The organism is Ferrimonas futtsuensis DSM 18154 (assembly GCF_000422645.1).
In the GTDB taxonomy this organism is placed as follows: Bacteria; Pseudomonadota; Gammaproteobacteria; order Enterobacterales; family Shewanellaceae; genus Ferrimonas; species Ferrimonas futtsuensis.
Genome location: NZ_AUGL01000001.1, coordinates 238,971 through 264,212 on the forward strand (window position 1 = coordinate 238,971; position 25,242 = coordinate 264,212).

The window sequence follows — 25,242 nt, forward strand, 5'->3', positions numbered from 1 at the left end:
ATCCTTTTCACGGTTTCTCCTCCTTGCCCACAAAGTGTTATCATGATCACAGTTTTGTGATTTTCTGTGAGAGCCGATTGAACGCCTACGACTCCGATCTTGCCCTGAGCAACGCCCTTAACCAGTCCAGATTGAGCCAGTTTCTTGGCTGGCTGACCCTGCCCCAACGTCAGGTGCTGGACAAGGTGGTTCAGGCACTGCAGGACGGCGGACCCGAGGGGTGTCCCGATGCGGCCGAGGGCTTCGTCACCCCCCCCATGGGCTCACTGCCTTCAGGCCAACCCGGCCCCCTGCTTGGACTCTATGCCATGGGCAGTTGTGGCAGCCTGGGTCAGACCCGCAGCTCCGACGTCGACCTGTGGCTCATCCATGACAGCAATATGCCCAAGGAGGAGGTGGCCACCCTGCAGCGCAAAGCAGACTGGTTGAGCCGCTGGGCCACGGAACAGGGGCTGGAAACCCACCTGTTTGTGATCAACCCCTGTCAGTTTGGCATCCCCTGTCAACGCTGCCTGGACAAGGAGCACAGCGGCAGTGCCCAGCATTGGCTGCTGCTTGAGGAGTTCTACCGGACCCAGGTGCGCCTGGCGGGGTTACCCATCGCCTGGTGGCCCGGGGCGCCGCAAAACGATCCGGGCCTGCTGAGCCTGGGCGAGATCCAGCACCTGCCTGCGGCCGAATTCTTCGGTGCCGCCCTGTGGCAGCTGTTCAAAGGGATCTCCCGCCCCCATAAATCGGTTCTCAAGGTGCTGCTGCTGGAGGCCTATGTGGCCGACTACCCGGATCAGCGCATCCTGAGGGATCAACTCTGGTATCGACTGAAAGCTGGCCAGACGCCTCAGCAAGCAGACCCCTATCTGATGCTCTACGAGCGCATCGAGGGATTCCTCAAGCGCCAACAGGAGACCAGCAGACTCTCCCTGGCTCAGCGCTGCTTCTACCTGAAGTGCCACGACCCGAGACTGACCGATCAGTGGCGCGGCGAGTTGATGAACAACCTCACCCGGGATTGGCAATGGACGCCTCTGCTGATCGAATCGCTTGATCAGGCGGAACATTGGCATGCCGGTCAGGTACGCTGGTTCAACCATCAGCTGCAACAGCTGATGTTAACCAGCTATCAGCGCCTGACCGCGTTCGCCAGCCGCCAGCGCCTGCCACGGCAGCTGCAGATTCAGGACATGGGCATTCTCACCCGCAAACTCTATACCCAGTTCGAGTCTGAACCGGACAAATTGATTCGCCTCAACCCCCTGTGGAGCCACTCCCTGGCGGAGCAGAATCTGACCCTACTACAGGTGGACTCCGATGACGCCCAGGGCGGCACCTGGTATCTGTATCGTCAGCCGGCGGACAAACGCCAGCTGTTTGGCGAGAGCCCCCTGTTCCACCACAGAAGCAGACTGGCCTGCATCGCCTGGGCTGCCGCCAACGGGATGGTGGAAGAGCACACCAGGGTGCACCGCTTCCACCTTGGCGAGGGCAGTGTCGACAAGACCCTGACCAGGCTGGCGCGCCGGCTCACCCCGGCCCTGCATCGTCCTGAACGGGCGGACCTGGACGCCCTGCAACAACCCTGGCACCTGGATGAGGTTACCCTGGTGGTCAATCTGGAACAGGATCCCAGCAGCCGCTGGCACGGCTCTGAGCTGATGCTGGACCTGCGTGGTAACCGGGTGCTCTCCACCGGCCGCCCCCGCCGCTCCCTGGCGGGCTCTCTGGAGCTGATAACGCGCAACAGCTGGGGAGAGCTGCACTACCACCAGTTTGACGGAGAGGGGGGGCTGCTGCGGATGCTGGAGCAGCTGCTGACCGGCATCTCCAATGAACACCTTCCCGAGATTCGAGTGATCTCTGTGGGACAGCGTGCCAATGCGCAACTGGAAGACAGGCTCAGTTTCCTGGTGCACCAGTGTTGCCGTCTGCGCCAGCAGAGCCGGGCCGAAGCCCTTCAGGTGCTGCCGCTGACTCTGGGAGAGAAGAGGTTCGGACTGCTGTTCTCCAGCCATGGCATGCACTGGCGTCCCGCCGACGAACTGCCGACACTGCCGGCTCCACTGGTGGATGGCGAACTTCAGACGCTGCCCCAACCAGACCTGGGAGAAGACCCCTATGCCAGCGCACCGGAGATTCTCCGTCAACACGCCCGTAAGGGGATGCGCCAGTACTTCGTCCGCGAGCGGGAGCAGGGCCTGGATGTCTACCTGCTCGACGAAAACAACGTGTTGCAACGCTTTTTCCACTCCGTTGGCCAGCTCAGTGCCCTCATCGACAGCATCAGCGAGCTCTACGTGTTCAAGCGCGAGGGTCGCTTCGGAGGAGGCAGTTTCAACCTGCCTCAGTTCTATCGGCTGAAACGTTGCCAGGGAGAACTGACGGTATTGCCCCTGGCGGAGTCTGAGCTGGTCCACAACCAGGAGTGATCTGAAAGGTGACGGGCGCCGTAAAGAGGGGGGGTAACCCACCGGAGGTCGCCCATGCTTTCACGAATTGACGAAACCACCCTGGAGAAGATGACTCAGCGCTACCGGGCCCAGTTCGTCAACAGCCTGTCCGGCTATAAGAGTGCCAACCTGATCGGCAGTATCAGCCCCCAAGAACTGACCAACCTGGCCATCGTCAGCTCGCTGTTTCACCTGGGAGCAAACCCGCCGCTGATGGGGCTGATCTTGCGGCCCCACTCCGCTCCCCGGCACAGCCTGGAGAACATTCAGGCGACCGGGTGTTTCACCATCAACCAGGTGCATAAAAACATTCATCGTCAGGCTCACCAGAGCTCCGCCCGCTACCCCAGGGAGCAGTCCGAGTTCGACGCCGTGGGGCTGACCCCAAGGTTCGGGGATCGACTGATCGCCCCCTATGTGGCGGAAAGCCGGCTGAGCATGGGGATGGAGTTGGTCAGGGTGAGGCACCTCGAAGAGAATGACACCCTGATGATCTCGGCGCGAGTCGTGGAAGTCTGGCTGGACAAGGCAGCCCTGGCCGACGATGGTCATCTGCACCTGGAGCGCCTGGACACCGTGGCGGTCAGTGGCCTGGACCACTACCACAAAGGAGAAAGTCTCGGACGGCTGGCCTACGCAAAAACTGGCCAGCCGCCGTTGTCTCTAGAGAGTTAGAAGCGGATCTGCTCGTCACCCTGCTTGGCCACGGCGTCACTGAGGAAGGTCAGCAGCTCCTGACCGCCTCGCTCCTCGATCCAGTCCCCTTCGCGGAAATCGAAACGGTAGCCGCCAAATTTGGTGGCCAGCCACAGCTGAGACATCGCTTCCTGTTTATTCAGGACGATGTGACTGCCATCGATGCACTCGAGATCGAGCACGTTGCCGGCCTGCTCATAATCCAGCTCCAGCTCGGAGTCGTCGATGCGCTCCACAATGTGTTCCAGAATCTCGTCAGCCAGCTCGTGGAAGCGACTTTGGTCCATAGCCATAATCTCGTTCTCTATTCGGTTGCATTTGGCACATGGGATGCGATTATAGATGGCTAACTCAACAAGGTCATTTGTTTTCCATGTCTCGACTCTCCACCGCACTGATACTGGGAATGCTGCTCTGTGCCTGTGGCCAGAAAGGCCCCCTCGAGCTGCCCCAGCAGGAGCAGGTCAACCCGCCACCGGCTGACACTCAACAGCAGCCGTCGCAGGCGACACAGGAACAGTAAGGGCACATCATGGACCACTTCAGTTATCAACAGGGAACCCTGATGGCTGAAGCCGTCTCGGTCGCGGAACTGGCCGGGCGCATCGGTACCCCCTTCTACCTCTACTCACGGGCCACCCTGGAGCGGCACTGGCATGCCTTCGATCGGGCCGTGGGAGCACACCCTCACCTGATCTGCTACGCGGTCAAGGCCAACTCCAACCTGGCGGTACTCAACCTGCTGGCCCGCCTCGGCAGCGGTTTCGACATCGTTTCCGGCGGCGAGCTTGCCCGGGTGTTGGAAGCCGGGGGCGACCCCGCCAAGGTGGTGTTTTCTGGGGTGGGTAAGTCCGCCGATGAGATGCGCCAGGCACTGTCGGTGGGGATCCACTGTTTCAACGTCGAATCGGAGGCTGAGCTGGAGCGGCTCAACCTGGTGGCCCGGGAGATGGACGTGATCGCCCCCATCTCCCTGAGGATCAACCCGGATGTGGACGCCAATACCCATCCCTACATCTCCACCGGCCTGAAAGAGAACAAATTCGGCATCCCCATGGCCCGCGCCCTGGCAAGCTATCGCCACGCCGCCAGCCTCTCCCATGTGGAGATCAAGGGGCTGGACTGCCACATCGGCTCGCAGCTCACCAGCCTGCCCCCCTTTCTGGCCGCCCTGGAACGCCTGCTGGGGCTGATTGAACAACTGGAACAGCAGGGAATCCACCTTCAGCATCTGGATGTGGGCGGAGGCCTGGGTGTCACCTATGACGATGAGACGCCGCCCCACCCGGACCAGTATGCCCAGGCGCTGCTGCAGTGCCTGAAGGGGCGCCGACTGACCCTGATCTTCGAACCCGGCCGGGCCATCATGGCCAACGCCGGCATCCTGGTCACCCGCATCGAGTATCTGAAGCAGGGTGAGGAGCGGGACTTCGCCGTGGTGGATGCCGCCATGAACGATTTGCTGCGTCCCAGCCTCTACAGTGCCTGGCAGAAGATCATCCCGGTCACCCCCAGGGAGGGGGAACCCCGCCACTACGATGTGGTGGGCCCGGTGTGTGAAACCGGGGATTTCCTGGGCAAGGAGCGCCAGCTGACGGTGGAACAGGGAGATCTGCTGGCGGTGCGCAGTGCCGGCGCCTACGGATTTACCATGGCCTCCAACTACAACAGTCGGCCCCGCATCGCCGAGGTGATGGCCGATGGTGACCAGACTCATCTGATTCGGGAGCGAGAAACCCTGAATCAATTGTGGCAAGGTGAGCATCTGCTGCCGTAAACTAGTCAAAATTCAGATTCAACAGGGGTAGCCTCTTGATTCACTTCTCCAAAATGCAGGGGTTGGGCAACGACTTCATGGTGATCGATGCGGTCACCCAGAACCTCTATCTCTCGCCGGAACAGATCCGCCGTCTGGGAGACAGGCATTTTGGCGTGGGTTTCGATCAACTGCTGCTGGTGGAACCCCCCTATGATCCCGAGCAGGATTTCCACTACCGCATCTTCAACGCCGACGGCAGTGAAGTGGAAAACTGCGGCAACGGCGCCCGCTGTTTCGCCCGCTTCGTAAAGATGAAGGGACTGACCAACAAGGATCAGATCGGGGTCAGCACCAAGGCGGGCTCTCTGGCGCTGCGCCTGGGTCAGGAGAATCAGGTGACGGTCAACATGGGCACCCCCAACTTCGAACCCGGCTCTCTGCCCTTCAGGGCCAACAAGGTGGAGAAAACCTACCTGCTGCAGACCGATGATGCGGTACACCTCTGCGGTGCAGTTTCCATGGGCAACCCCCACTGCGTCCTCAAAGTGGATGACCTGGATACGGCCGACGTCGAGGGCATCGGCCGCAGCCTCAGCAGTCATGAACGCTTTGCCAAGGGGGTCAATGTCGGCTTCATGCAGGTTCTTTCGGAGCGCCACATCCGCCTGCGGGTGTATGAGCGTGGCGCAGGCGAAACCCTGGCCTGTGGCACCGGTGCTTGTGCCGCCGCCGTTATAGGCCAGCACCAGGGGTTGCTGGGAGAGAAGGTGCGCGTAGACCTTCCAGGTGGTACCTTACACATTGAGTGGCCAGGCCAGGGTAAGGCAGTGGAGATGACCGGGCCAGCCGTACACGTCTACGATGGTCAAATTGGATTATGAAGCACGACTACAGTGACAGCCTGAAAGCCTTGAGTACCGACATGGTCAAAGAGTACCTGTTGGAGAACTCGGACTTCTTCATCCGTCATCCAGAGCTGCTGCTCAGCCTGCGCATCCCTCATACCGAGCGGGGCACCGTCTCCCTGATTGAGCATCAGCAGCAAAACCTGCGCTCACGGGTCTCCCAACTGGAGGAGGAGATCACCTCCCTGCTCTCCGTGGCCTCCCGCAACGAAGATATCTACCGCTTCTACAATCAGCTGTTTTTCGATCTGCTGGAGACGGAAAGTCTGGAGGAGATCAACCGGGTTCTGGTGGACAGTTTCAAGAGCCGCTTCCGATTTGCCAAGGTGCGCCTGGCAGTCACTGACAGTACCGGTCAGTTCGATCAGCCTGAGCTGAATCTGATCCTGCGCCGACGCCTCAACGAGCACGGCTACTACCTGGGGCGACTGCCCGCCCAGGAGCAGAACCCGCTGGTGGCCCAGGACAACGGTTCTGTGGCTCTGGTGTGCATCGGCGACCGCGGCACTCCGGTGGCCCTGCTGGCCATCGCCTCCAACGATCCCAGCCACTTCTCCCCGGACATGGACACCATGATGCTGGATCAGATCCGTCAGTTGCTGGCCTATAAGATCCCCCAGCTGCGCCATGGCTGACACCGTCGCCCGCTTCGAGCGCTATCTGCGCAGCGAGCGCCAGTACTCTCCCCACACCTGCCGCAACTATTTGCGGGAACTCCGCCGCTGCCAGCCCCTGCTCCAACAGCTGGGGATGGTGCAGTGGCATCAGGTCACCCTGGAGCAACTGCAGGCCCTGCTGGCCAAGCTGCACCGCCAGGGACTCTCTCCGCGCTCCCTGGCCCTGACCCTATCCGCCCTGCGTCAGCTGGGGGAGTTTATGGTGCTCTGTGGCGAGCTGGACCACAATCCTGCCAAGCATCTCTCCGCGCCCAAGCAGGGCAAACCCCTGCCGAAGAATCTGGATGTGGACCAGATGGACCAGCTGCTCAGTCTGGAGGGCCAGGATCCTCTGGTGGTTCGCGACCTGGCGATGATGGAACTGCTCTACTCCAGCGGCCTGCGGCTGGCTGAGCTGGTCTCCCTGGACCTGGGGGATCTGGATGTTAAGGAGAAGCAGGTGCGGGTGACGGGTAAAGGGGGCAAAACCCGGCTGCTGCCGGTCACGGCCACGGCCATCGCCAGCCTGGAGGCGTGGCTGAACGTTCGCCCCCAGCCCACCGACGCCGAGGGTCAGGCGCTGTTTCTCTCCAGCCGGGGCCGGCGCATCAGCCACCGTTCGGTGCAGGCGAGGCTGTCGAAATGGGGTATGGAGCAAACGGTGGGTGCCAGGGTCCACCCTCACAAACTGCGACACGCCTTCGCCACCCACATGCTGGAGTCCTCCGGCGATCTGAGGGCGGTACAGGAGCTGCTCGGCCACGCCAACCTCAGCACCACCCAGGTCTACACCCACCTGGATTTCCAACACCTGGCCGAGGTCTACGACCAGGCGCACCCCAGGGCCAAGAAGCGCTGACTCGCCGCCAGACGGGGACGGCTATCCCTTATTGATGGTGATCTTGCTGTCGGGGCGGGGCGGCTCGGGATAGATGGGGCTGCCCTGCTCATCCAATGACAGCCACACCAGGGGGCCATCGGGCATATAGGGGTCCCTGGGTCCACAGAGCACCCTCTTACCCACCATCTCGATGCGGGCACCTTGGGAATACTCGCGCCCCTCAAACCAGCAAACCGACTGCAGTTGCTGAGGCTGAGCAATGACGACCGGGTCTGCCTGGGCAGAAACGCCGGTAGCAATAAGGATCAAAGGGAGAAAAACTGCGGGGGATTTCAAAGACATTGTCCTGGCTCCAGGGAGGCTTCCATGCTCCTCAGACTATCGAACCGGGACCGGGAATCAAGAGGGGAATCAGACCAGATTGCCGGAGATCATCATAAAGGCATTGATCACGAAAGGGGTCAGTGCCAACAGCACACCGAAGATCAGCACATAAAGATGAGGTAAGCGAGCCTGTCGCATGTCGCACTCCACTGGGTTCACAAAAAGAATCATGTTCGGGAACAAAAATTCAGCGTGAGCAGAGTAGCGAATCTGTGAGAAACCCCATTGATCGAGATCAATGAAAGCCCCATTAGTTGAAAACCGTCACACTTTTAAAAGCATTTCGGCCCCTGTCACTGTTTTTGCTTATAGCGCCTTAGTTTTCGAGACTCAAGACTCAAAAGTGATGCAAAAACGGTAAAAGCCAATTTTAACAACCCTGTTACGACCGAGAGTCTGCCAGGCTGACATAGAAAAACAGGCTGATCACTAAACAATCCACCACAGGGACAAACTGTCCCAACACGCAGTAATTAAGGGGGCTTTCAGTGACAAAGCTCAACAAAGCATTAGGCAAAATGCTTATTTGTTTCAATTTTCGGTCATGATTCCGTGAAACCACTGTTAAAGCAGGCTTAACAAGACGATTCAGGTCAAATAACCGTTCGATTTCTCTCTCCCCCTCCGAGGAAACCCGTTTCAGTTCACGTTTTTCCCCGGGTTCTCCATGGACAATCCGGCCAGCCATTTAGATGGCCTTAACTCGCCCTACAAACAACTGTTTAAAAAAGGCACTACGCCCTTTTGTCACACCAGATTCGAGAGAAGACGATGACACAAGATCACGCCAAGTCGACCCGACGCGGTCTGCTCAAGGCCCTGGCCATGGCTCCCGCCGCCGCCGGCCTCGCCACCGTTGCTGCCCCCTCCAAGGCAGAGACCGGTCGCCCCCAGGAAGCTGTCCAAGGCTACCAGGAAACCGATCATATCCGCCGCTACTACGCCAGCCTGCGCGGCCAGTAATCCAGGAGAGTTTCTCTGATGCAACTTACCCGCACCTCTGCCAAGGTTAAGGCAGAAGCCAACAAAGGACTGGGCCTCGACCGCCGTCAGTTCCTGAAGAACGCCGGTGTCACCACCGGTGGTATCGCCGCCGCCTCCATGCTGGGCACCGGCATGATCCGCAAGGCCAGCGCCTCTGACCATCACGTCGATCCCAGCGCCCCCATCGAAGTGAAGCGCACCATCTGCTCCGCCTGTGCCGTGGGCTGTGGTGTCTACGCCGAAGTTCAGAACGGTGTCTGGACCGGCCAGGAGCCAGCCTTCGATCACCCCTTCAACCGTGGCGGTCACTGCGCCAAGGGGGCCGCACTGCGCGAGCACGGCCACTCCAAGCTGCGGGTGAAATACCCCATGAAGCTGGAAGGCGGCAAGTGGAAAAAGCTCTCCTGGGAGCAGGCCATCGAAGAGGTGGGCAGCCAGATGCTGAAGATCCGCGCCGAATCCGGTCCGGACTCCATCTACTTTATGGGCAGTGCCAAGTTCTCCAACGAAGGCTGTTACATGTACCGCAAATTTGCGGCCATGTGGGGCACCAACAACGTTGACCACTCCGCCCGTATCTGTCACTCCACCACAGTAGCCGGTGTTGCCAACACCTGGGGCTACGGTGCGATGACCAACTCCTTCAATGACATCCGTCACGCGAACGCCATCTTCTTTATCGGTGCCAACCCTGCAGAAGCCCACCCGGTTTCCATGCAGCACATCCTCACCGCCAAAGAACGCAACAACGCCAAAATCATCGTTGTTGACCCACGTTTCTCCCGTACGGCTGCCCATTCTGATCTGCACGTTGGCATCCGCCCCGGTACCGACATCCCCTTCATCTACGGCATGCTGAACGTCATCTTTGACAACGGCTGGCAGGATCAGACCTTCATCGACCAGCGCGTCTGGGGCATGGAAGACATCCGTAAGGAAGCCGCCAAGTGGCCCCTGGAAGAGGTGGCCCGCGTCTGTGGCATCGACGGTGATCTGGTGTACCAGGCCGCCAAACTGATGGCGGAAAACCGTCCCGGCTCCGTGGTCTGGTGTATGGGTGGTACCCAGCACACCGTGGGTAACGCCAACACCCGTGCCTACTGCCTGCTGCAGCTGGCCCTGGGCAACATGGGCAAAACCGGCGGCGGCACCAACATCTTCCGTGGCCACGACAACGTGCAGGGCGCCACCGATCTGGGCCTGCTGTTCGACACCCTGCCCGGCTACTATGGCCTGTCCACCGGTGCCTGGAAGCACTGGAGCCATGTGTGGGATCTGGAGTTTGACTGGGTGAAAGGCCGCTTCGACCAGGGCGAGTACCTGGGCAAGGTGCCCATGACCACCCCTGGCATGCCCTGCTCCCGCTGGCACGACGGCGTTCTGGAAGACAAGAACAAGCTGGGCCAGAAAGACAACATCCGCATGGCCTTCTTCTGGGGTCAGTCCGTCAACACCGAAACCCGTGGCCGCGAAGTGCGTGATGCCCTGGATAAGATGGACACCGTCGTTGTGGTCGACCCCTACCCAACCATGGCCGGTGTGATGCACCGCCGTAAGGATGGCGTTTACCTGCTGCCCGCCTGCTCTCAGTTCGAGACCGAAGGCTCCCTGTCCAACTCCGGCCGCTCCGTACAGTGGCGTCAGCAGGTGGTCGAGCCCCTGTTTGAGTCCAAGCCTGACCTGGAGATCATGTACCGTCTGGCCAAGAAACTGGGCTTCGCCGAGCAGTTCACCAAGCGCATGCAGGTGAAGAATGACATGCCGGTGATCGAGGACGTGACCCGCGAGATCAACCGCGGCATGCTGACCATCGGTATGTCCGGCCAGTCTCCCGAGCGCATCAAGCAGCACACCAACAACTGGGGCACCTTCTCCCACGAGAACCTGCAAGCCCTGGGTGGCCCAGCCAAGGGTGAAACCTATGGCCTGCCATGGCCTTGCTGGGGTACCCCAGAGCAGAAGCACCCTGGTACCCACATCCTGTACGACACCTCCAAGCACGTGCTGCAGGGCGGCGGTAACTTCCGTGCCCGTTTCGGCGTCTCCTACGAGGGTGAAAACCTGCTGGCCGAAGGCTCCGCCTCCCTGGGCTGTGACCTGGGCGACGGTTACCCCGAGTTCACCGACAAGATGCTCAAGCAACTGGGTTGGTGGGACGAGCTGACCGCCGAAGAGAAAGCGGAAGCAGAAGGCCGTAACTGGAAGACCGATCTGTCCGGCGGTATCCACCGGGTGGCGATGAAGCACGGCTGCATCCCCTTCGGTAACGCCAAGGCCCGCTGTAAAGTGTGGACCTTCCCCGACCCGATGCCGGTACACCGTGAGCCCCTGTATACCCCTCGCCGGGACCTGATCGCTCAGTACCCCACCTACAACGACATGCAGGTGCATCGTCTGCCCACCCTGTACAAGTCCATTCAGGACAAGGTGATCAGCGACAACCTGGATAAGCGTTACCCGCTGGTGATGACCTCCGGCCGACTGGTGGAATACGAAGGTGGCGGTGAAGAGTCCCGTTCCAACCCGTGGCTGGCCGAGCTGCAGCAGGAGATGTTCATCGAGATCAACCCTGCCGACGCCGCCGACCGTGGCCTGCAGAACTGGGACGACGTCTGGGTGGAAGGTGCCGAAGGCGCCCGCATCAAGGTGAAGGCGCTGGTGACCCCACGAGTCAAGCAGGGCGTAACCTGGATGCCTTACCACTTCGCCGGTGTCATGCACAACGAACAGCTGGTCTACCCAGAGGGCACCAAGCCTTACATCGTCGGCGAATCCGCCAACACCGCTCTGACCTATGGCTATGACCCGATCACCCAGATGCAGGAGACCAAGTCCTCCCTGTGTCAGATCGAGAAAGCGTAAGGTTCAAGGTAGGAGATAAGCCAAAATGGCAACTATGAAATTTATGTGTGACACCCAGCGCTGCATCGAATGCAACGGCTGTGTCACCGCTTGTAAGAACGAGAACGACAGTGCCCTGGAGTGGGGTGTCAGCCGTCGTCGCGTGGTCACCATCAACGACGGTGAGCGCAACGAAGCCTCCCTGTCGGTGGCCTGCATGCACTGTGCCGATGCACCCTGCATGGCGGTCTGCCCGGTGAACGTGTTCACCAAGACCGACGATGGCATCGTCCTGCACGACAAAGAGCGCTGTATCGGCTGTGGCTACTGCCTGTACGCCTGTCCTTTCGGCGCACCCCAGTTCCCCAAGAAGGCGGTATTTGGCTCCAAGGGCAAGATGGACAAGTGCACCTTCTGCGCCGGTGGCCCAGACACCGAAGCGGGCAGTGCCAAGGAGCGCGAGCTCTACGGTGCCAACCGCCTGGCGGAAGGCAAACTGCCGATGTGTGCCGAGCTGTGCTCCACCAAGGCGCTGCTGGGTGGTGACGCCCAGATGGTCTCCGACATCTACCGTGAGCGCGTCGCCCAGCGTGGCATGAAGCGCGGCGTCTGGAACAAGTAACCTCGAAGCGGGGAGGCCACTCCCCGCTCCTTAGGAGCATTCATATGAAGCATATGTTCAAGACGCTGCTGGTCATGGCCGCCCTGCTGCTGCCCGGTCTGGCCCTGGCGGAAGCGGCGGACGCCTCTGCCCAGGCCGCCAGCCAGTCGGAAGTGGTGTGGCAGGCCCTCAAGGAGGGCGCCACCGGCTACACCACCTCCCAGAGCGAGTTCCACGGCCAGCCGATCAACAGCTATGATCCGCGCATTCTGCCCCTGCGCAGTGACATCCTGGCCCCCGGCCTGATGCTGGCACTGTTTGGCATGATCGGCGTGTTCATCCTGTTCATCATGGTCAACGGCATCTCCAAGCTGCACCACGGCTTCTCCGGCAAGATGGTGTTCCGCTGGTCCAAGCGGGATGTGGCGATCCACTGGCTGGGTGCGGTGCCCTGCCTGATGCTGATCCTCACCGGGCTGATGCTGCTGGCCGGCCGGTTCTTTGTGGAGCCGGTACTGGGCCAGGGCGCCTTCGCCTCCATGATGGCGCTGGTCAAGCCGGTGCACGACGTGATGGCGTTCCCCTTTATGGCTGGCTGGTTGCTGATGACCCTGTTGTGGGCCAAAAACCAGATCCCCGCCAAATATGACCTGGACTGGTTCCTGGTGGTGGGCGGCTACATCAACTTCGGTCCCTTCAAGGGCAAACACCCGGACGCTGGCTTCGCCAACGCCGGTGAAAAACTGTGGTTCTGGACCTTCGCCGCCTTCGGCCTGGTGATCTCCCTGTCCGGCATCGTGCTGCTGTTCCCGCAATATGTGGAGCCCAGCCGCACCCTGAGCCTGCTGGCGATCATCGCCCACGGCGCGTCCGCCATCATCCTCTGCGCCTTCTCCATCGTCCACATCTTCATGGCGACGGTGATGTCCGAGGGTGGCATGGAGTGCATGGTGTCCGGTTACTGTGATGAGAACTGGGCCAAGCAGCACCACAATGTATGGTATGACGAGATACAGGCTGACGGCACTTTGCAGTACAAGTCTTAACTCCCAAACCGTCTACCGAAGAAAAACCCCGGCATCGCGCCGGGGTTTTTTATCTGCAGCATTTTCACAAGCGGCGTCCAGTGACTCCCTAATAGCGCAGCGGCGGCTGCGTGACCCTGGCCACCGGTTGACACACTGACGCAGGCCCGGCCACCTGACGAGGCTCGCTGAACCTGGGCCACCCCTGACGCTCTGCGGCTTCCGCCAGTCCTGCCGCCTCGGTCGGCGACTGCCCCTGCCAGGCCCACAACAGCAGGACGGCAAAGGTGATGCCGGCAATGCCGGGCAGCAGCACGCTCTCCCTCGGTGCCTGCCCGCCCTCACCTTGAGCCGACAACGGCGTCATCAACCAGAGGTATCCCTGGCTCTGCCGGGTTTCCAGGTATCTGGGCGCCCTGAAATCATCACCAAACCCCTTGCGGATCTCGGTTACCGCCCGGCGCACGGCACACTCGGTGACCACCCGCCCGCCCCAGGCCAGCTTCATCAGGGCGGTGTAGCTGAGCAGCTCTCCCGGATGGGCCAGAAACACCTCCAGCACCTGAGCCGCTTTGGGGCTGAGTTGTTCCCAGCGACCGCTCGGCCCCCTAAGCCTCCTGCCAGAGCTAAGATACAGAAATTCCCCAACAATCCATTGCATCTGTGCCATCCATGGCCTCCCAGCGACGTCAGTGATCCTCCCATAAGGCTAGCTAATGGTGACCTGAAACTGGATGAAAACTCTGTAGGAACCGGCTTACATCAGCGTAATCCTCTGCCCCTTGGGGAAACTGTCCAAATATCGATCCCCGTGTGTGGCCACCATCACAGCTTGGGGAGCAAAGTGAAGTGGAATGGATCACAGTTCTGCACTTTTGGCCGATTAGGTGTACAAAGTTTCAGTCTTTGCTCACAGACGGCGATTTGCCCCTCTTCTACACTGTGGCCTCATCCAAATGCAGTCCGGGAAGCTAACATGTCTCTTGCAGAACGCGCCCTAAACAACGCCGCCATTCGTGAGACGGCCAAGATCACCACACCCAGCTGGATGCTCAACAGCCTGGAGCGGGTGATGGAGTACTACACCGAGCGCCACCTCTGTCTGGACACCCAGGCCTGTGACACCATGCCCGGCCCACAGCCCGGCAAGAAGTACATGCTCTATGCCCATGTCCCCTTCTGTCACACCCTGTGCAGCTTCTGTACCTTCCACCGCTTCCTGTTCAAGGAGGACAAGGCCCGTGCCTACTTCAAGTCTCTGCGCAAAGAGATGGAGATGGCCAAGGCCCTGGGGTACGACTTCGAAGAGCTCTACATTGGCGGCGGCACCACCACGGTGCTGGTGGATGAGCTGGCGAAAACCATTGAGCACGCCCGCACCCTGTTCCCCTCCATCAAACAGGTCTCCTGCGAGTCCGATCCCCTGCACCTGACCTCCATGGAGTTCACCCAACTGCACGGCCTGGTGGACAGACTCTCCGTCGGCGTTCAGAGCTTTGACCGGGATATCCTGGCCCGCACCGACCGCCTGGAAAAGTTTGGTGAGCCCGAGGTGATCTACGAAAAGCTGGCCCGGGCGAAAGAGAACTTCCCGATTCTCAGCGTCGACATGATTTTTGGCTTTGCCGGCCAGAACCAGGAGATCCTGCAGAAAGATATGGACACCCTGGTGCGCCTTGGGCCCACTCAGATCACCACCTACCCGCTGATGGTGACCCACCAGACCCGCAAGAGCGCCAAGGGGAACCTGGCCAACCCGACTCAGGACATCGCCCGGGATTATGAGCTGATCCTCAATGCCCTGAACGGTCATTACGACCAGATGACCGCCTGGTCCTTCGGTAAACGCGCCGACCAGAGCTTCGACGAATATGTGGTCAACTACGACGATTACCTGGGTGTGGGCTCCGGCAGCTTCAGCTTCCTTCACGACACCCTGTACGTAAACAGCTTCTCCCTGCGTAAGTATCAGGAGAAGATCGAAGCCGGCCGCATGGGTGTGGAGTCCTCCAAGTACTACACCCCCAAGGCGGTGATGCAGTATCGCTTCCTGCTCAACCTGTTTGGCGGGCGCCTCTCCAAGTCCTACTTCAAGGACAACTTTGGCAAGAGCCTGTGGGGCGGCCTGACCAAGGAGATGGCCTTCATGAAGATGACCGGCGGCCTGATTGAGGACCCGCAGGATCCCGATAAGCTGCAGGCCACCCCCAACGGCCTGATGATGGGCGTGCTGATGATGAAGAATTTCTACGCCGGCATGGACAATGTCCGGGCCGAGCTGCGCCGCCCCCTGAGCGCCAGGGATATGTGACGGCACAGAGACAGAAAGGGGCGGACTTCCGCCCCTTTTTTTGTATCTTTACCACCATTGTTGGCACCAACTCGGTGCAGTAGCCAACGGGCATTGGTATAGTATTCGGACTGACACAAACCCGAAGCCACATCCTCATGGCCCAAATATCCATCATCGCCAACCTGAATTGTGACCAGATTCTGCGTCTGAGTCGTCCCCTGAGTACCGGCGCTCGCATCCATTACGAAGACCTGGGTCGCCGCATCGGTGGCGGCGCCGCCAATACCGGCACCGCCCTGGCCTGGGCCGGACACCGGGTGACGCTGCTCAGCCAGGTGGGTGACGACCCGCTGGGTGAGTGGCTGCTGGATCAGGCCAAGGGACTGGGACTCGAGTGCAACCAGGTGCACCGCCACCCAGGCCCGACCCAACCCCTGCAACTGCTGATGGAACCCAATGGCGAGCGCACCATACTGCGACCCAACCGGCCACGGCTGCTGCTGCCCCCCAGTCTCAACGGCCCCCTGGACGCCCTCTATGTCAACCTCACCGCCGAAGGCCTGCCGCAGCTGATGCACCAGGCCCTGGATCTTGGCCTGGTGTTCGCCCAGTTGCCCAAGGATCTCAGCCGCCGTCCCTGCCACTATCTGATCACCTCGGTGGACGACCTGGCCCCCCATCAGGTCAACGACCCCTGGGGCTTTGGCAGAGAGATCGCCGGCCCCAGCCTGAAGGCCTTTATCGTCACCCAGGGCGAACAGGGCGCCATCGCCTATACTGAGGATGGTTGTTTCTCAGTGGCGGCCTTTCCGACTCAGGTGGTGGACACCACGGGAGCCGGTGACAGCTATGCAGCAGGCTTGATGGACGGCCTGTTGAGAGGTCAGGAGCTGACCAAGGCGATGGAGCAGGGTGCCCGATGGGCCAGCTTTGCCCTGCAGAGCGCCAGCTCAATCCCCTCTGAGAAATTAAGGAGTTATCTAAAACACTCTCAAGGATGAGCCTATGTCACCCCAACCCAGACAAGTGTTGTTCCACAGCCACCGCCGGTTGCTGCTGGCACTGCTCTTCATTGGATTGGCACAAGGAGCAGTGCAGACCCTGACCTCCTCCAGCCACTACCTGATATGGCTGGCCCCGTTCGGCATGGGGGTGCTCTGGGCCCTGCAACCGCATCTGCCCCAACGTCCGCTGGCGAAGCTGTTTCCCCTCTACACCCTGGCCGCAGGCTCGCTGGTCACCCTGCATCTGTGGCAATCCTTCACCAGCGGCAGCCTCTCCTCTCCTTTGCTGGTGGCCACCCTACTGCTGTTATTACTGGCCGCCAGCGTGAGCCTGTACCCCAGCCGACTGGCGTTCTGGACCCTCCACCTCCCCCTGCCCATCGCTCTGGTGCCGGCCCTGGGACAACTGAATACCACCAACCTGGCCCAGGCGATGGTGCTGCTGGGCGCCGGCCTGCTGCTCAGCTTCGCCATCCTGACGGTGCTCAACCGTGGCTTTGAGGAGAATCGAAAACACCAGCACCGCTGTGCCCAGCTGCAACACCAACTGGATCGCAGCAGCCGGGTGGACCAGCTGACCGGCATCGCCAATCGAAGCCTGCTGGAGCAGAGACTCAAAGAGCTGGTGGCGGAAAATCGACGCACCCACAATCCCCTTACCCTGGTGATGCTGGACATCGATTACTTCACCGCCTTCAATCGCCACTACGGTGACGAAGCCGGTGACGAAACCCTGGTCTCCCTGGCCAAGCTGATGCTCCACTGCAGCCGCCGCCAGACCGATGTGATCGCCCGTTACCGGGGGGGCGAGTTTGCCATCCTGCTGCCCGCCACCGACAAAACCGGTGGCAAACGTCTGCTGCAACAGGTCCGCAAGGAGCTGATCGAGGCCGATCTGCCCCACGATCACTCCCCCATCAGCCCCAGGCTGACCTTGAGCGCCGGTGTGGCCCAGTGGAAACCGGGCCAGGATCACCACTCCCTGCTTCAGGAAGCCAGAGCCGCCCTGAAGCAGGCCAAGGCTCAGGGCAGGAACCGTTACATACTGGCCTGAAAAATGAGGCCCGCAGTTGCGGGCCTTGGCGTATCGGTTGTCAGGGAACTACATGTTGGGGTAGTTGGGCCCTGCCCCCCCCTCTGGCACCACCCAGGTGATGTTCTGACTGGGATCCTTGATGTCACAGGTCTTACAGTGGATGCAGTTTTGGCCGTTGATGACGAACCTCTGCTGCCCCTCCTCTTCCACCACCTCATACACACCGGCTGGGCAGTAGCGCTGAGCCGGCTCATCGAACTGGCTGAGGTTCACCTGAATTGGGATCTCCGCGTCGGTCAGCTTGAGATGACAGGGCTGATCCTCCTCGTGGAAGGTGTTCGACAGATACACCGAACTCAGGCGGTCGAAGCTGAGCTTCCCATCCGGCTTGGGGTAGTCGATCGCCTTGGCCTGCGCCACCGGCTCCATCCCCTGATGATCCACCTTGGTGTCATGCAGAGTCAGCGGCAGCTTGCCACCAAACCAGTTCTGATCCAGATAGTTGAACGCACCGCCCATCAGGGAACCGTATTTGTGCAGGGCCGGGCCAAAGTTGCGGGACGCATACAGCTCCTCATAGAGCCAGGAGTCCCTGAATTTCTCTCCGTAATCGGCCAGATCGCCTCCGCCGGCGTCGCCACCCGCCAGGGCTTCGGCCACGGCCTCGGCCGCCAGCATGCCGGACTTCATGGCGGTATGAGTGCCTTTGATCTTGGAGAAGTTGAGGGTACCGGCGTCACAGCCGATCAGCAGCCCGCCGGGGAAGTGCTGCCTGGGCAGGGCATTGAGGCCACCTTTGGTGATGGCCCGAGCACCGTAACTGGTTCGCTCTCCCCCTTGCAGGTACTGGGCAATTACCGGGTGGGTCTTGTAGCGCTGAAACTCCTCAAACGGAGAGAGGTTGGGGTTGGTGTAGTTGAGATCAATGATCAGACCAACCCAGATCTCGTTGTTGTCCGCGTGATAGAGGTAACCGCCTCCACTGCCCTCCCCATCCAAAGGCCAGCCAGCGGTGTGCACCACCTTGCCCGGCTGATGCTGCTCGGCGGGCACCTCCCAGATCTCCTTGAAGCCGATGCCATAGTGTTGGGGGTCCACCCCGGCATCCAGCTGATAGCGGGCAATGGCCTGCTTGCCCAGGTGACCACGGCAGCCCTCACTGAGCAGGGTGTATTTGGCTCGAAGCTCCATGCCAGGCATATAGCTGTCTTTGGGCTCACCGTCGGCACCGACCCCCATGTCTCCGGTGAGGACCCCCTTGACGATCCCCTCCTCCTCCAGCATGTCGGCGGCGGCAAAACCTGGGTAGATCTCCACCCCCAGGGCTTCCGCCTGCTCCGCCAGCCAGCGGCACAGGTTGCCTACGCTGATGATGTAGTTGCCATGGTTGTGCATGGTCTTGGGCACCAGAGAGCCCGGCAGCTGTCGGGCAGAATCGGCGTTGAGCAGGTAGATGTCATCCCCGATGACTTCTGTGGTCACAGGCGCGCCCTTATCGCGCCAGTCAGGCAGCAGCTCCTCCAGAGCCCTGGGTTCGAATACCGCCCCGGAGAGGATGTGGGCACCCACTTCTGCCCCCTTCTCCACCACGCAGACGGCCAGATCGGCATTGAGCTGTTTAAGGCGGATCGCGCTGGCCAGCCCGGAGGGTCCGGCGCCAACAACGACCACGTCAAATTCCATTGATTCGCGTTCCATCCTGTTAGTCCTTTGTCGTTATCTATCTCCCTAACCCGCCTAGCTTACTGCAAAAGACGGCAAATTAAACGATTGTTTGACTGAAAAACCGCCAACAGCAAATCCTACCAGTTGATGAAAAACGAGCCAGATTCGAGAAAAACAGTTCCAACTGAACACCGAAGTGTGATCAATCCACGTTGTTGAATAAGGGGAGCTTGGATTACACTTACAAAAAATTGTGACCGAGCCTGGACGACCTAAGTGACCATATGGTTCCCAGGCCGTGGCAAATCTGCCACCAGGGTAGCTGCGAGAAATCGAGCTACCTCCCGTGTTTGGAAAGGTGACACATGACACAGCTAAACGACCGCTTTGGGCGGGAATTTCACTATCTTCGTCTGTCCATTACCGACGCTTGCAACTTCAAGTGTCAGTACTGCCTGCCTGACGGCTACCGTCCCGACGGAAAACCCCGCTTCCTGACCCTGGATGAGATCCGCCGGGTTGTGACCGCCTTTGCCCAGGTGGGCACCCGCAAGATCCGCATCACCGGTGGCGAGCCCACCATGCGTAAGGACTTCAACGACGTCATCGAACTGGCGGCCAATACCCCCGGGGTCAATACCGTGGCCACCACCACCAACGGCTACCGCCTTGCCGCCAATGCCCAGCGCTGGTTCGATCTCGGTCTGAGCCAGATCAACGTGTCCCTGGACAGCATGGACGAGGGCCTGTTCCGGCAAATCACCGGCGACGGCCGCCAACAGCTGGTGCTCGATGGCATCGAAGCCGCCCTTGAGACCGGTTATCGGCGGGTGAAGATCAACGTGGTTCTGCTCAAGGACCTCAACGCTCAGCAACTGCCCCAGTTCCTCGAATATATCCGTCACCGCCGGGTGGACATCCGCTTTATCGAACTGATGGAAACCGGGCTGGGACAGGATTACTTCCAGAAACACCATATCTCCGGCCAGGTGATCAAACAGCAACTGCTGTCCCAGGGGTGGACCGAAGATCCCCGCGGCCCGGACGACGGCCCGGCGCTCAACTTCAGTCACCCGGATTTCGCCGGACGTATCGGCCTGATCATGCCCTACGCCAAGGATTTCTGTGCCACCTGCAACCGACTGCGGGTCTCCTCCATCGGCAAACTGCACCTGTGTCTTTTCACCGAGTGCGGCATCGAACTGAGGGATCTCCTGGGCCACGACGATCACCAGCCCGAACTCATTGCCCGCCTCCATGAGCAACTCAGGCTCAAGGGGGCAACCCATCAACTGCACGAAGGCCTGACCGGGGTAACCCAGCACCTGGCCTCCATTGGCGGTTGACCCGAATACACCAAGGATTGATGCTCAAGGGCCAAGACCCTGATAATTAAGCGAGAGACACCATTATGGGACACCTTTCACAAGCCAATTTCGTACCTCTGAATATCGCGGTTCTGACTCTGTCCGACACCCGCAGCTTCGACACTGACAAGTCCGGGCAATTCCTGGAGGATTCCCTGCTGGCTGCAGGCCACAAGCTGGCAGACCGCCGCATCATCAAGGATGACAAATACCACATTCGTGCCGTCCTCTCCGAGTGGATCGCGTCTGACAACGTCCAGGTGATCATCACCACCGGCGGCACCGGCTTCACCGAGCGTGACTCCACCCCTGAAGCGGTCTCTCCCCTGTTTGATAAGCAGATCGAAGGCTTTGGTGAGCTGTTCCGCCACATCACCTTCACCGAACTGGGCACCAGCACTGTGCAGTCCCGTGCCATCGGCGGCATGGCCAACCGCACCGCCATCTTCTGCCTGCCAGGCTCCACCGGCGCCTGTCGCACCGGTTGGAACAAGATCCTGGTTGAGCAGCTGGACAGCACCCACAAGCCCTGCAACTTCGTCACCCACCTGAAACCCGTTGAGGCTGAGTGATGAGCGAGTTTACCCACATCAACCCCAAGGGCGAAGCCCACATGGTGGACGTGACCGAGAAGAGCGTCACCGAGCGGGAAGCCCGGGCAGAAGCGGTGGTGCGTATGGCAGCAGAAACCCTGGCGATGATCGTCGAGGGCCGTCACCACAAGGGTGATGTGTTCGCCACCGCCCGGGTGGCTGGCATCATGGCCGCCAAGCAGACCTCCAACCTGATCCCCCTGTGTCACCCCCTGATGCTGACCAAGGTGGAGTTGGATATCCTGCCGGAGCCTGAAAACGACCTGGTGCGCATCCGCAGCCTGTGCAAACTGGCCGGTCAGACCGGCGTAGAGATGGAAGCCCTGACCGCCGCCTCCGTGGCGGCCCTGACCATCTACGACATGTGCAAAGCGGTACAGAAAGACATGATCATCGACGGGGTCAAGCTGCTTGAAAAGCGCGGCGGCAAGTCCGGTCACTTTAAGATTGATGAGGCATAAGATGATTAAGGTTTTGTTTTTCGCGCAGGTTCGCGAAGTGATTGGCGTCGACCAGATTGAGCTGGAATATCAACACGCCATGACCACCAACAGTCTGCGTACCTTCCTGGCGGCTCAGGGCGACAAGTGGCAGCAGGCTCTGGGGTCCGACAATCTGCTGGTCGCGGTCAACCAGACCCTGAGCCAATGGCAGGTAGAGCTCGAAGACGGCGATGAAGTGGCCTTCTTCCCACCGGTAACCGGAGGCTAGTGATGAATCGGGTGCAGACCGAAGATTTCAACGTGGGCGAAGAGTACGCCAAACTGGCGGACAACCCCGCCTGTGGCGCCGTGGTCACCTTCGTCGGCAAGGTGCGAGATTTTGGTGATCACCATGGCGTCACCCGGATGGTACTGGAGCACTATCCGGGCATGACGCAAGCGGTGCTGACCCAGATTGAGCAGGAGGCCCGCGAGCGCTGGCCCCTGGATCAGGTGACCATCATCCACCGGGTTGGCCCTCTGGATCTCTCCGACCAGATCGTCTTTATCGGCGTCTCCAGCGCCCATCGCAAAGCTGCCTTCGCCGCCTGCGAATACCTGATCGATTTCCTGAAAACCCGGGCCCCGTTCTGGAAGAAGGAGGTGACCGAGGACCAAGCCCAGTGGGTGGACGCCAAGGACTCCGATCAACAGGCCGCCGAGATGTGGCGCGAGGAGCAGTAATGATGACGCGAATCTTGGCGGTTGCCCTGATGATGGCGGCGACCTTTCATGTTGCCGCCGACGAACTCAAGGTGGCGGTGGCCGCCAACTTCGCCCATACACTGACCCAGGTGGCCGAGCGCTTCGAAGCGGAAACCGGCCACAGGGTGCGCATCTCTTCCGGCGCCACCGGCGCCCTCTATACCCAGATCCAGCACGGCGCGCCTTTCGATCTGTTCCTGGCCGCCGACAGCCGACGCCCTCAACTTCTGGAGAAGGAGCAGAAGATCCTTCCCGGCAGCCGGGTTACCTACGCCATCGGTCAGCTGGCCTACTGGCAACGACAAGGTCAACCCAGCGAGCAAAGCCTGACTCAATGGCAAAAGAAGCTGGCCATCGCCAACCCCAGGCTGGCGCCCTACGGCGCCGCGGCACAACAGGTGCTCAGCCGGCTGGACCTGGTGAAACAGTTCAAGGGCAAACTGGTGACCGGCAGCAACATCCTGCAAGCCTATCAGTACGTGGACAGCGGCAACGTTCAGGCGGGTCTGGTGGCCCTGTCCCAGCTGCGCAGCGCCGGGGTGGACGCCAGCCACTACTGGGTGGTCCCCGAACACTACTATGCCCCCCTAAAGCAGCAGGCCGTGGTGCTCAAGCGCACCACCAACCCACAACTGGCCCAGCAGTTGCTGGACTACCTCAATCAACAGCAGCAACTGCTGACCGAGGCTGGCTATCAGGTAAGCGCCCATGTTGCCAAGCGCTGACCTCGAGGCCCTGTGGGTCACCTTTAAACTGGCGGCAATCACCACGCTCTGCCTGATTCTGGTGTGCCCGCCGCTGGCCTGGTGGCTGGCTCACAGCCGATCCAGGCTTCGCCCCATGGTGGAAGCCGTGGTGGCCCTGCCGCTGGTGCTGCCCCCCACGGTGTTGGGGTTCTACCTGTTGCTGGCCTTCTCCCCTCAGTACGCCATGGGATCCATGTTCGAGGGGGTGTTTGGTCACTCCCTGGCGTTCTCCTTCGCCGGCCTGGTGATAGGCTCGATGATCTATTCCCTGCCCTTCGTGGTTCAGCCTCTGCAGTCGGGGTTTGTGACCATGGGGACCGGCGAGCTGGAAGCCGCCGCCACCCTGGGGATGGGACGATGGAAGCGATTTCATTATGTGGTGTTCCCCATGACCAAGCGCAGCTTCCTGCTGGCCGCCATGCTGGGCTTTGCCCATACCCTGGGCGAGTTTGGTGTGGTGCTGATGATTGGCGGCAACATTCCAGGGGAAACCCAGGTGATCTCCATCGCCCTGTTTGAACACGTAGAAGCCCTGGCCTATGACCAGGCCCATATGCTGGCCGGAGGCCTGCTGGCCCTGTCCATGGCACTGCTGGTGTTTATCTATGGCTTCCTGCAACAGAATGAACGCCGTTGGGGGTACTGGTAACCATGCTTCTCAGTTTTGACCTGCACGGCCAACTCGGCCAATTTCAGTTCAACGCCAAGTGCGATCTGCAGATGGAGGGGATCACCGGCCTGTTCGGCCCTTCAGGCGTCGGCAAGACCACCCTGCTCAGGGCCATTGCCGGCCTCAACCGGGAACTCAGCGGCCGCATCGAACTCGATGGCCGGGTGCTTCAGGACAGTGACCAGGGGATCTTCCTGCCGCCGGAACAGCGCCGCATCGGCATGGTGTTTCAGGACAGCCGCCTGTTCCCTCACCTGACGGTACGTGGCAACCTGGAACTGGCCAAGAGCCAAGCCAAAGATAAGGTGATTCCCCTGCAGAAGGTGATCGATGGCTGTGGCATCCGCGATCTGATGGACAAGCCCGCCCCGTCGCTCTCCGCGGGACAAAGGCAGCGGGTAGCCATCGCCCGGGCGCTGATGGCAGCCCCGAAGATCCTGCTACTGGATGAGCCTTTGGCCGCCCTGGACTTTGCCAGCCGTCAGCACCTGATGGGATTTCTCAATGACAGTGCCACCCCCTTCCCCATGGTCTACATCAGCCACTCGGTCTCTGAAACCCTGAGCCTGTGCGATCCATTGATCCTGATGGGTCATGGCTGCATCGATGCCGTCGGCCCCACGGACGAAGTGGGTCAACGGCTGCCCAAGCGTCGAGGCCACGCCGAAGTGGCGCACTATGACCCCGAAACCCGCCAGCTCACCCTGACCCTGGCAGAGCACGCCCCGGAATTGGAAGCGGGCCAGGTGGTGGGACTGGTGTCTGAGCCCCGCTGGCTGCGCAGCGCCTCGACCAAGTGATCAATCCAGGTGGGTCAACTCGCCAATGAGGCTGACCCAGGGATGGATCCTGGCCTCGTAGACACTGACCCCGGGGGCAGGAAACTCACTGTCAGCAAACGCGCCCACGGGCACCACCACCATGTCGTCCAACCCTTCCAGCCTGAGGGTTATCGTGGACCCACAGCGGGGACAAAAGCCACAATGCACTCCGTTGCCGCTGTCCCCCTGACGCTCATAGACCGCCGCCTCTCCATGCTGCACCACCTGGCTCTCTGAAAACCTGGCCTGGGCCCCAAATACACTGCCGGTGCGGCGCTGGCAGGCCCGGCAGTGACACACCGATACCCTGATGGGCTCACCGCGAACCTCCAGCCTCAACTGGCCGCAGCTGCAACTGGCTTCTCTATCCATCACTCTCCTCCACTCTGTCTCCCTGGGCCGGCGGGCTGGAGATCACCAGAAACCGCACCGGCTCACAGGAGCGGTTTTCAAATCTGTGGTGCACTCCAGGGGCCACCTCATATCCCTGACCCGCAACCAGAATCACCGGCTCCCCCTCCACCACCAGAGTCGCCTCCCCCGCCAGCAGATAGAAAAACTGGCGGGCCACGCCATGGTGATGACCGACCTCAGCGCCTCCCGGGGGCACCTCCTCCTCGATGACGCTCAGTTGGTCACTGCGAACCAGATGCCAACCCTGGCAGTCATTGCTCCAGAGGTAGTGCTCCGCATTGTCACGACACATCACCTTGCTCATCCCGCA

Annotated in this window: 28 protein-coding genes and 1 riboswitch; of the genes, 22 read left to right on the forward strand and 6 right to left on the reverse strand. The window is 60.6% G+C overall.

Annotated elements, in window-relative coordinates; all coding sequences use genetic code 11:
* The first annotated feature begins 77 nt into the window (after positions 1–77).
* Both G505_RS20195 and G505_RS0101120 read left to right on the forward strand, forming a co-directional pair.
* Positions 78–2,423: a class I adenylate cyclase gene (locus G505_RS20195; RefSeq protein ID WP_051215777.1), complete on the forward strand. Its 2,346-nt coding sequence runs from the start codon at positions 78–80 to the stop codon at positions 2,421–2,423.
* A gap of 54 nt (positions 2,424–2,477) precedes the next feature.
* Complete coding sequence (locus tag G505_RS0101120; protein ID WP_035384944.1) at positions 2,478–3,119, forward strand: flavin reductase family protein; 642 nt, start codon at positions 2,478–2,480, stop codon at positions 3,117–3,119.
* On the opposite strand, the gene cyaY is transcribed toward G505_RS0101120, so the two are convergent.
* On the reverse strand, positions 3,116–3,433 hold the full coding sequence (cyaY, locus tag G505_RS0101125) for an iron donor protein CyaY (protein WP_028107913.1): 318 nt from the start codon (positions 3,431–3,433) through the stop codon (positions 3,116–3,118). The two genes, G505_RS0101120 and cyaY, sit on opposite strands and share 4 nt — an antisense overlap.
* A gap of 80 nt (positions 3,434–3,513) precedes the next feature.
* On the opposite strand from cyaY, the gene lptM reads away from it, so the two are divergent.
* The 5 genes from lptM to xerC are packed head-to-tail and all read left to right on the forward strand — an operon-like array spanning position 3,514 to position 7,319.
* Positions 3,514–3,663, forward strand: a complete 150-nt coding sequence (lptM, locus tag G505_RS22940) for an LPS translocon maturation chaperone LptM (protein WP_157508946.1) — start codon at positions 3,514–3,516, stop codon at positions 3,661–3,663.
* Between the two features lie 9 nt (positions 3,664–3,672).
* Entirely contained in the window at positions 3,673–4,917 is a 1,245-nt protein-coding gene (gene lysA / locus G505_RS0101135; RefSeq protein WP_028107914.1) for a diaminopimelate decarboxylase, read from the forward strand.
* A 35-nt stretch (positions 4,918–4,952) separates the two neighbouring features.
* Positions 4,953–5,780 (forward strand): diaminopimelate epimerase, encoded by an 828-nt coding sequence (gene dapF, locus G505_RS0101140; RefSeq protein ID WP_028107915.1) that lies wholly within the window; start codon positions 4,953–4,955, stop codon positions 5,778–5,780.
* Positions 5,777–6,439 carry a DUF484 family protein gene (locus G505_RS0101145; RefSeq protein ID WP_051215778.1) on the forward strand — a complete coding sequence of 221 codons (663 nt, stop codon included), beginning with the start codon at positions 5,777–5,779 and terminating at the stop codon, positions 6,437–6,439. Before dapF ends, G505_RS0101145 begins: the two co-directional genes overlap by 4 nt.
* Complete coding sequence (gene xerC, locus G505_RS0101150; protein WP_028107917.1) at positions 6,432–7,319, forward strand: tyrosine recombinase XerC; 888 nt, start codon at positions 6,432–6,434, stop codon at positions 7,317–7,319. The genes G505_RS0101145 and xerC overlap by 8 nt, the downstream gene beginning before the upstream one ends.
* A 21-nt stretch (positions 7,320–7,340) precedes the next feature.
* On the opposite strand, the gene G505_RS20200 is transcribed toward xerC, so the two are convergent.
* Complete coding sequence (locus G505_RS20200; RefSeq protein ID WP_051215779.1) at positions 7,341–7,643, reverse strand: DUF1496 domain-containing protein; 303 nt, start codon at positions 7,641–7,643, stop codon at positions 7,341–7,343.
* An 813-nt stretch (positions 7,644–8,456) separates the two neighbouring features.
* On the opposite strand from G505_RS20200, the gene G505_RS0101165 reads away from it, so the two are divergent.
* The 4 genes from G505_RS0101165 to G505_RS0101180 are packed head-to-tail and all read left to right on the forward strand — an operon-like array spanning position 8,457 to position 13,157.
* The gene (locus tag G505_RS0101165; protein ID WP_028107918.1) at positions 8,457–8,648 is read left to right on the forward strand and encodes a twin-arginine translocation signal domain-containing protein; all 192 of its coding nucleotides are present in this window, start codon (positions 8,457–8,459) and stop codon (positions 8,646–8,648) included.
* An 18-nt stretch (positions 8,649–8,666) separates the two neighbouring features.
* Positions 8,667–11,531 (forward strand): formate dehydrogenase subunit alpha, encoded by a 2,865-nt coding sequence (locus G505_RS0101170; RefSeq protein ID WP_028107919.1) that lies wholly within the window; start codon positions 8,667–8,669, stop codon positions 11,529–11,531.
* A gap of 25 nt (positions 11,532–11,556) precedes the next feature.
* On the forward strand, positions 11,557–12,132 hold the full coding sequence (gene fdh3B / locus G505_RS0101175) for a formate dehydrogenase FDH3 subunit beta (protein WP_028107920.1): 576 nt from the start codon (positions 11,557–11,559) through the stop codon (positions 12,130–12,132).
* Between the two features lie 44 nt (positions 12,133–12,176).
* Positions 12,177–13,157: a formate dehydrogenase subunit gamma gene (locus G505_RS0101180; protein WP_028107921.1), complete on the forward strand. Its 981-nt coding sequence runs from the start codon at positions 12,177–12,179 to the stop codon at positions 13,155–13,157.
* 88 nt (positions 13,158–13,245) lie between these two features.
* On the opposite strand, the gene G505_RS0101185 is transcribed toward G505_RS0101180, so the two are convergent.
* A complete protein-coding gene (locus G505_RS0101185; RefSeq protein WP_084643707.1) occupies positions 13,246–13,806 on the reverse strand; it encodes a winged helix-turn-helix domain-containing protein in 561 nt (186 codons plus the stop codon).
* 306 nt (positions 13,807–14,112) lie between these two features.
* Here G505_RS0101185 and G505_RS0101190 point away from each other — a divergent pair, with 306 nt between their 5' ends.
* The 3 genes from G505_RS0101190 to G505_RS22225 all read left to right on the forward strand — a co-directional run bounded on the left by G505_RS0101190 (position 14,113) and on the right by G505_RS22225 (position 17,487).
* On the forward strand, positions 14,113–15,447 hold the full coding sequence (locus G505_RS0101190; RefSeq protein ID WP_028107923.1) for a coproporphyrinogen III oxidase family protein: 1,335 nt from the start codon (positions 14,113–14,115) through the stop codon (positions 15,445–15,447).
* Positions 15,448–15,584: 137 nt separating this feature from the next.
* Positions 15,585–16,430, forward strand: coding sequence for a PfkB family carbohydrate kinase (locus G505_RS0101195; RefSeq protein WP_028107924.1), 846 nt, complete (start codon positions 15,585–15,587; stop codon positions 16,428–16,430).
* Between the two features lie 4 nt (positions 16,431–16,434).
* Entirely contained in the window at positions 16,435–17,487 is a 1,053-nt protein-coding gene (locus G505_RS22225; protein WP_051215780.1) for a GGDEF domain-containing protein, read from the forward strand.
* Between the two features lie 48 nt (positions 17,488–17,535).
* Here the strand turns inward: G505_RS22225 and G505_RS0101205 are convergent, their stop codons facing one another.
* Positions 17,536–19,167, reverse strand: coding sequence for an electron transfer flavoprotein-ubiquinone oxidoreductase (locus G505_RS0101205; RefSeq protein ID WP_028107925.1), 1,632 nt, complete (start codon positions 19,165–19,167; stop codon positions 17,536–17,538).
* Positions 19,168–19,377: 210 nt separating this feature from the next.
* A riboswitch (molybdenum cofactor riboswitch) is annotated at positions 19,378–19,511 on the forward strand.
* Between G505_RS0101205 and moaA the strand changes: the two genes are divergently transcribed.
* From moaA to G505_RS20210, 8 genes are all read left to right on the forward strand, one after another.
* Entirely contained in the window at positions 19,500–20,480 is a 981-nt protein-coding gene (gene moaA / locus G505_RS0101210) for a GTP 3',8-cyclase MoaA (RefSeq protein ID WP_028107926.1), read from the forward strand. (Overlaps the previous riboswitch by 12 nt.)
* A gap of 65 nt (positions 20,481–20,545) precedes the next feature.
* Positions 20,546–21,073 (forward strand): molybdenum cofactor biosynthesis protein B, encoded by a 528-nt coding sequence (moaB, locus tag G505_RS0101215; RefSeq protein WP_028107927.1) that lies wholly within the window; start codon positions 20,546–20,548, stop codon positions 21,071–21,073.
* Complete coding sequence (moaC, locus tag G505_RS0101220) at positions 21,070–21,555, forward strand: cyclic pyranopterin monophosphate synthase MoaC (protein WP_028107928.1); 486 nt, start codon at positions 21,070–21,072, stop codon at positions 21,553–21,555. Before moaB ends, moaC begins: the two co-directional genes overlap by 4 nt.
* 1 nt (position 21,556) lies before the next feature.
* Complete coding sequence (moaD, locus tag G505_RS0101225) at positions 21,557–21,805, forward strand: molybdopterin synthase sulfur carrier subunit (protein WP_028107929.1); 249 nt, start codon at positions 21,557–21,559, stop codon at positions 21,803–21,805.
* Positions 21,806–21,807: 2 nt separating this feature from the next.
* Positions 21,808–22,260 carry a molybdopterin synthase catalytic subunit MoaE gene (gene moaE, locus G505_RS0101230; protein ID WP_028107930.1) on the forward strand — a complete coding sequence of 151 codons (453 nt, stop codon included), beginning with the start codon at positions 21,808–21,810 and terminating at the stop codon, positions 22,258–22,260.
* Complete coding sequence (gene modA, locus G505_RS0101235; RefSeq protein WP_051215781.1) at positions 22,260–23,006, forward strand: molybdate ABC transporter substrate-binding protein; 747 nt, start codon at positions 22,260–22,262, stop codon at positions 23,004–23,006. The genes moaE and modA overlap by 1 nt, the downstream gene beginning before the upstream one ends.
* Positions 22,990–23,676, forward strand: a complete 687-nt coding sequence (gene modB / locus G505_RS0101240; RefSeq protein WP_028107932.1) for a molybdate ABC transporter permease subunit — start codon at positions 22,990–22,992, stop codon at positions 23,674–23,676. Before modA ends, modB begins: the two co-directional genes overlap by 17 nt.
* 2 nt (positions 23,677–23,678) lie before the next feature.
* Complete coding sequence (locus G505_RS20210; protein ID WP_157508948.1) at positions 23,679–24,497, forward strand: ATP-binding cassette domain-containing protein; 819 nt, start codon at positions 23,679–23,681, stop codon at positions 24,495–24,497.
* On the opposite strand, the gene G505_RS0101250 is transcribed toward G505_RS20210, so the two are convergent.
* Both G505_RS0101250 and G505_RS0101255 read right to left on the reverse strand, forming a co-directional pair.
* A complete protein-coding gene (locus tag G505_RS0101250) occupies positions 24,498–24,890 on the reverse strand; it encodes a GFA family protein (protein WP_028107933.1) in 393 nt (130 codons plus the stop codon).
* Positions 24,883–25,236: a cupin domain-containing protein gene (locus tag G505_RS0101255; RefSeq protein WP_211219914.1), complete on the reverse strand. Its 354-nt coding sequence runs from the start codon at positions 25,234–25,236 to the stop codon at positions 24,883–24,885. Before G505_RS0101255 ends, G505_RS0101250 begins: the two co-directional genes overlap by 8 nt.
* Positions 25,237–25,242: the final 6 nt, after the last annotated feature.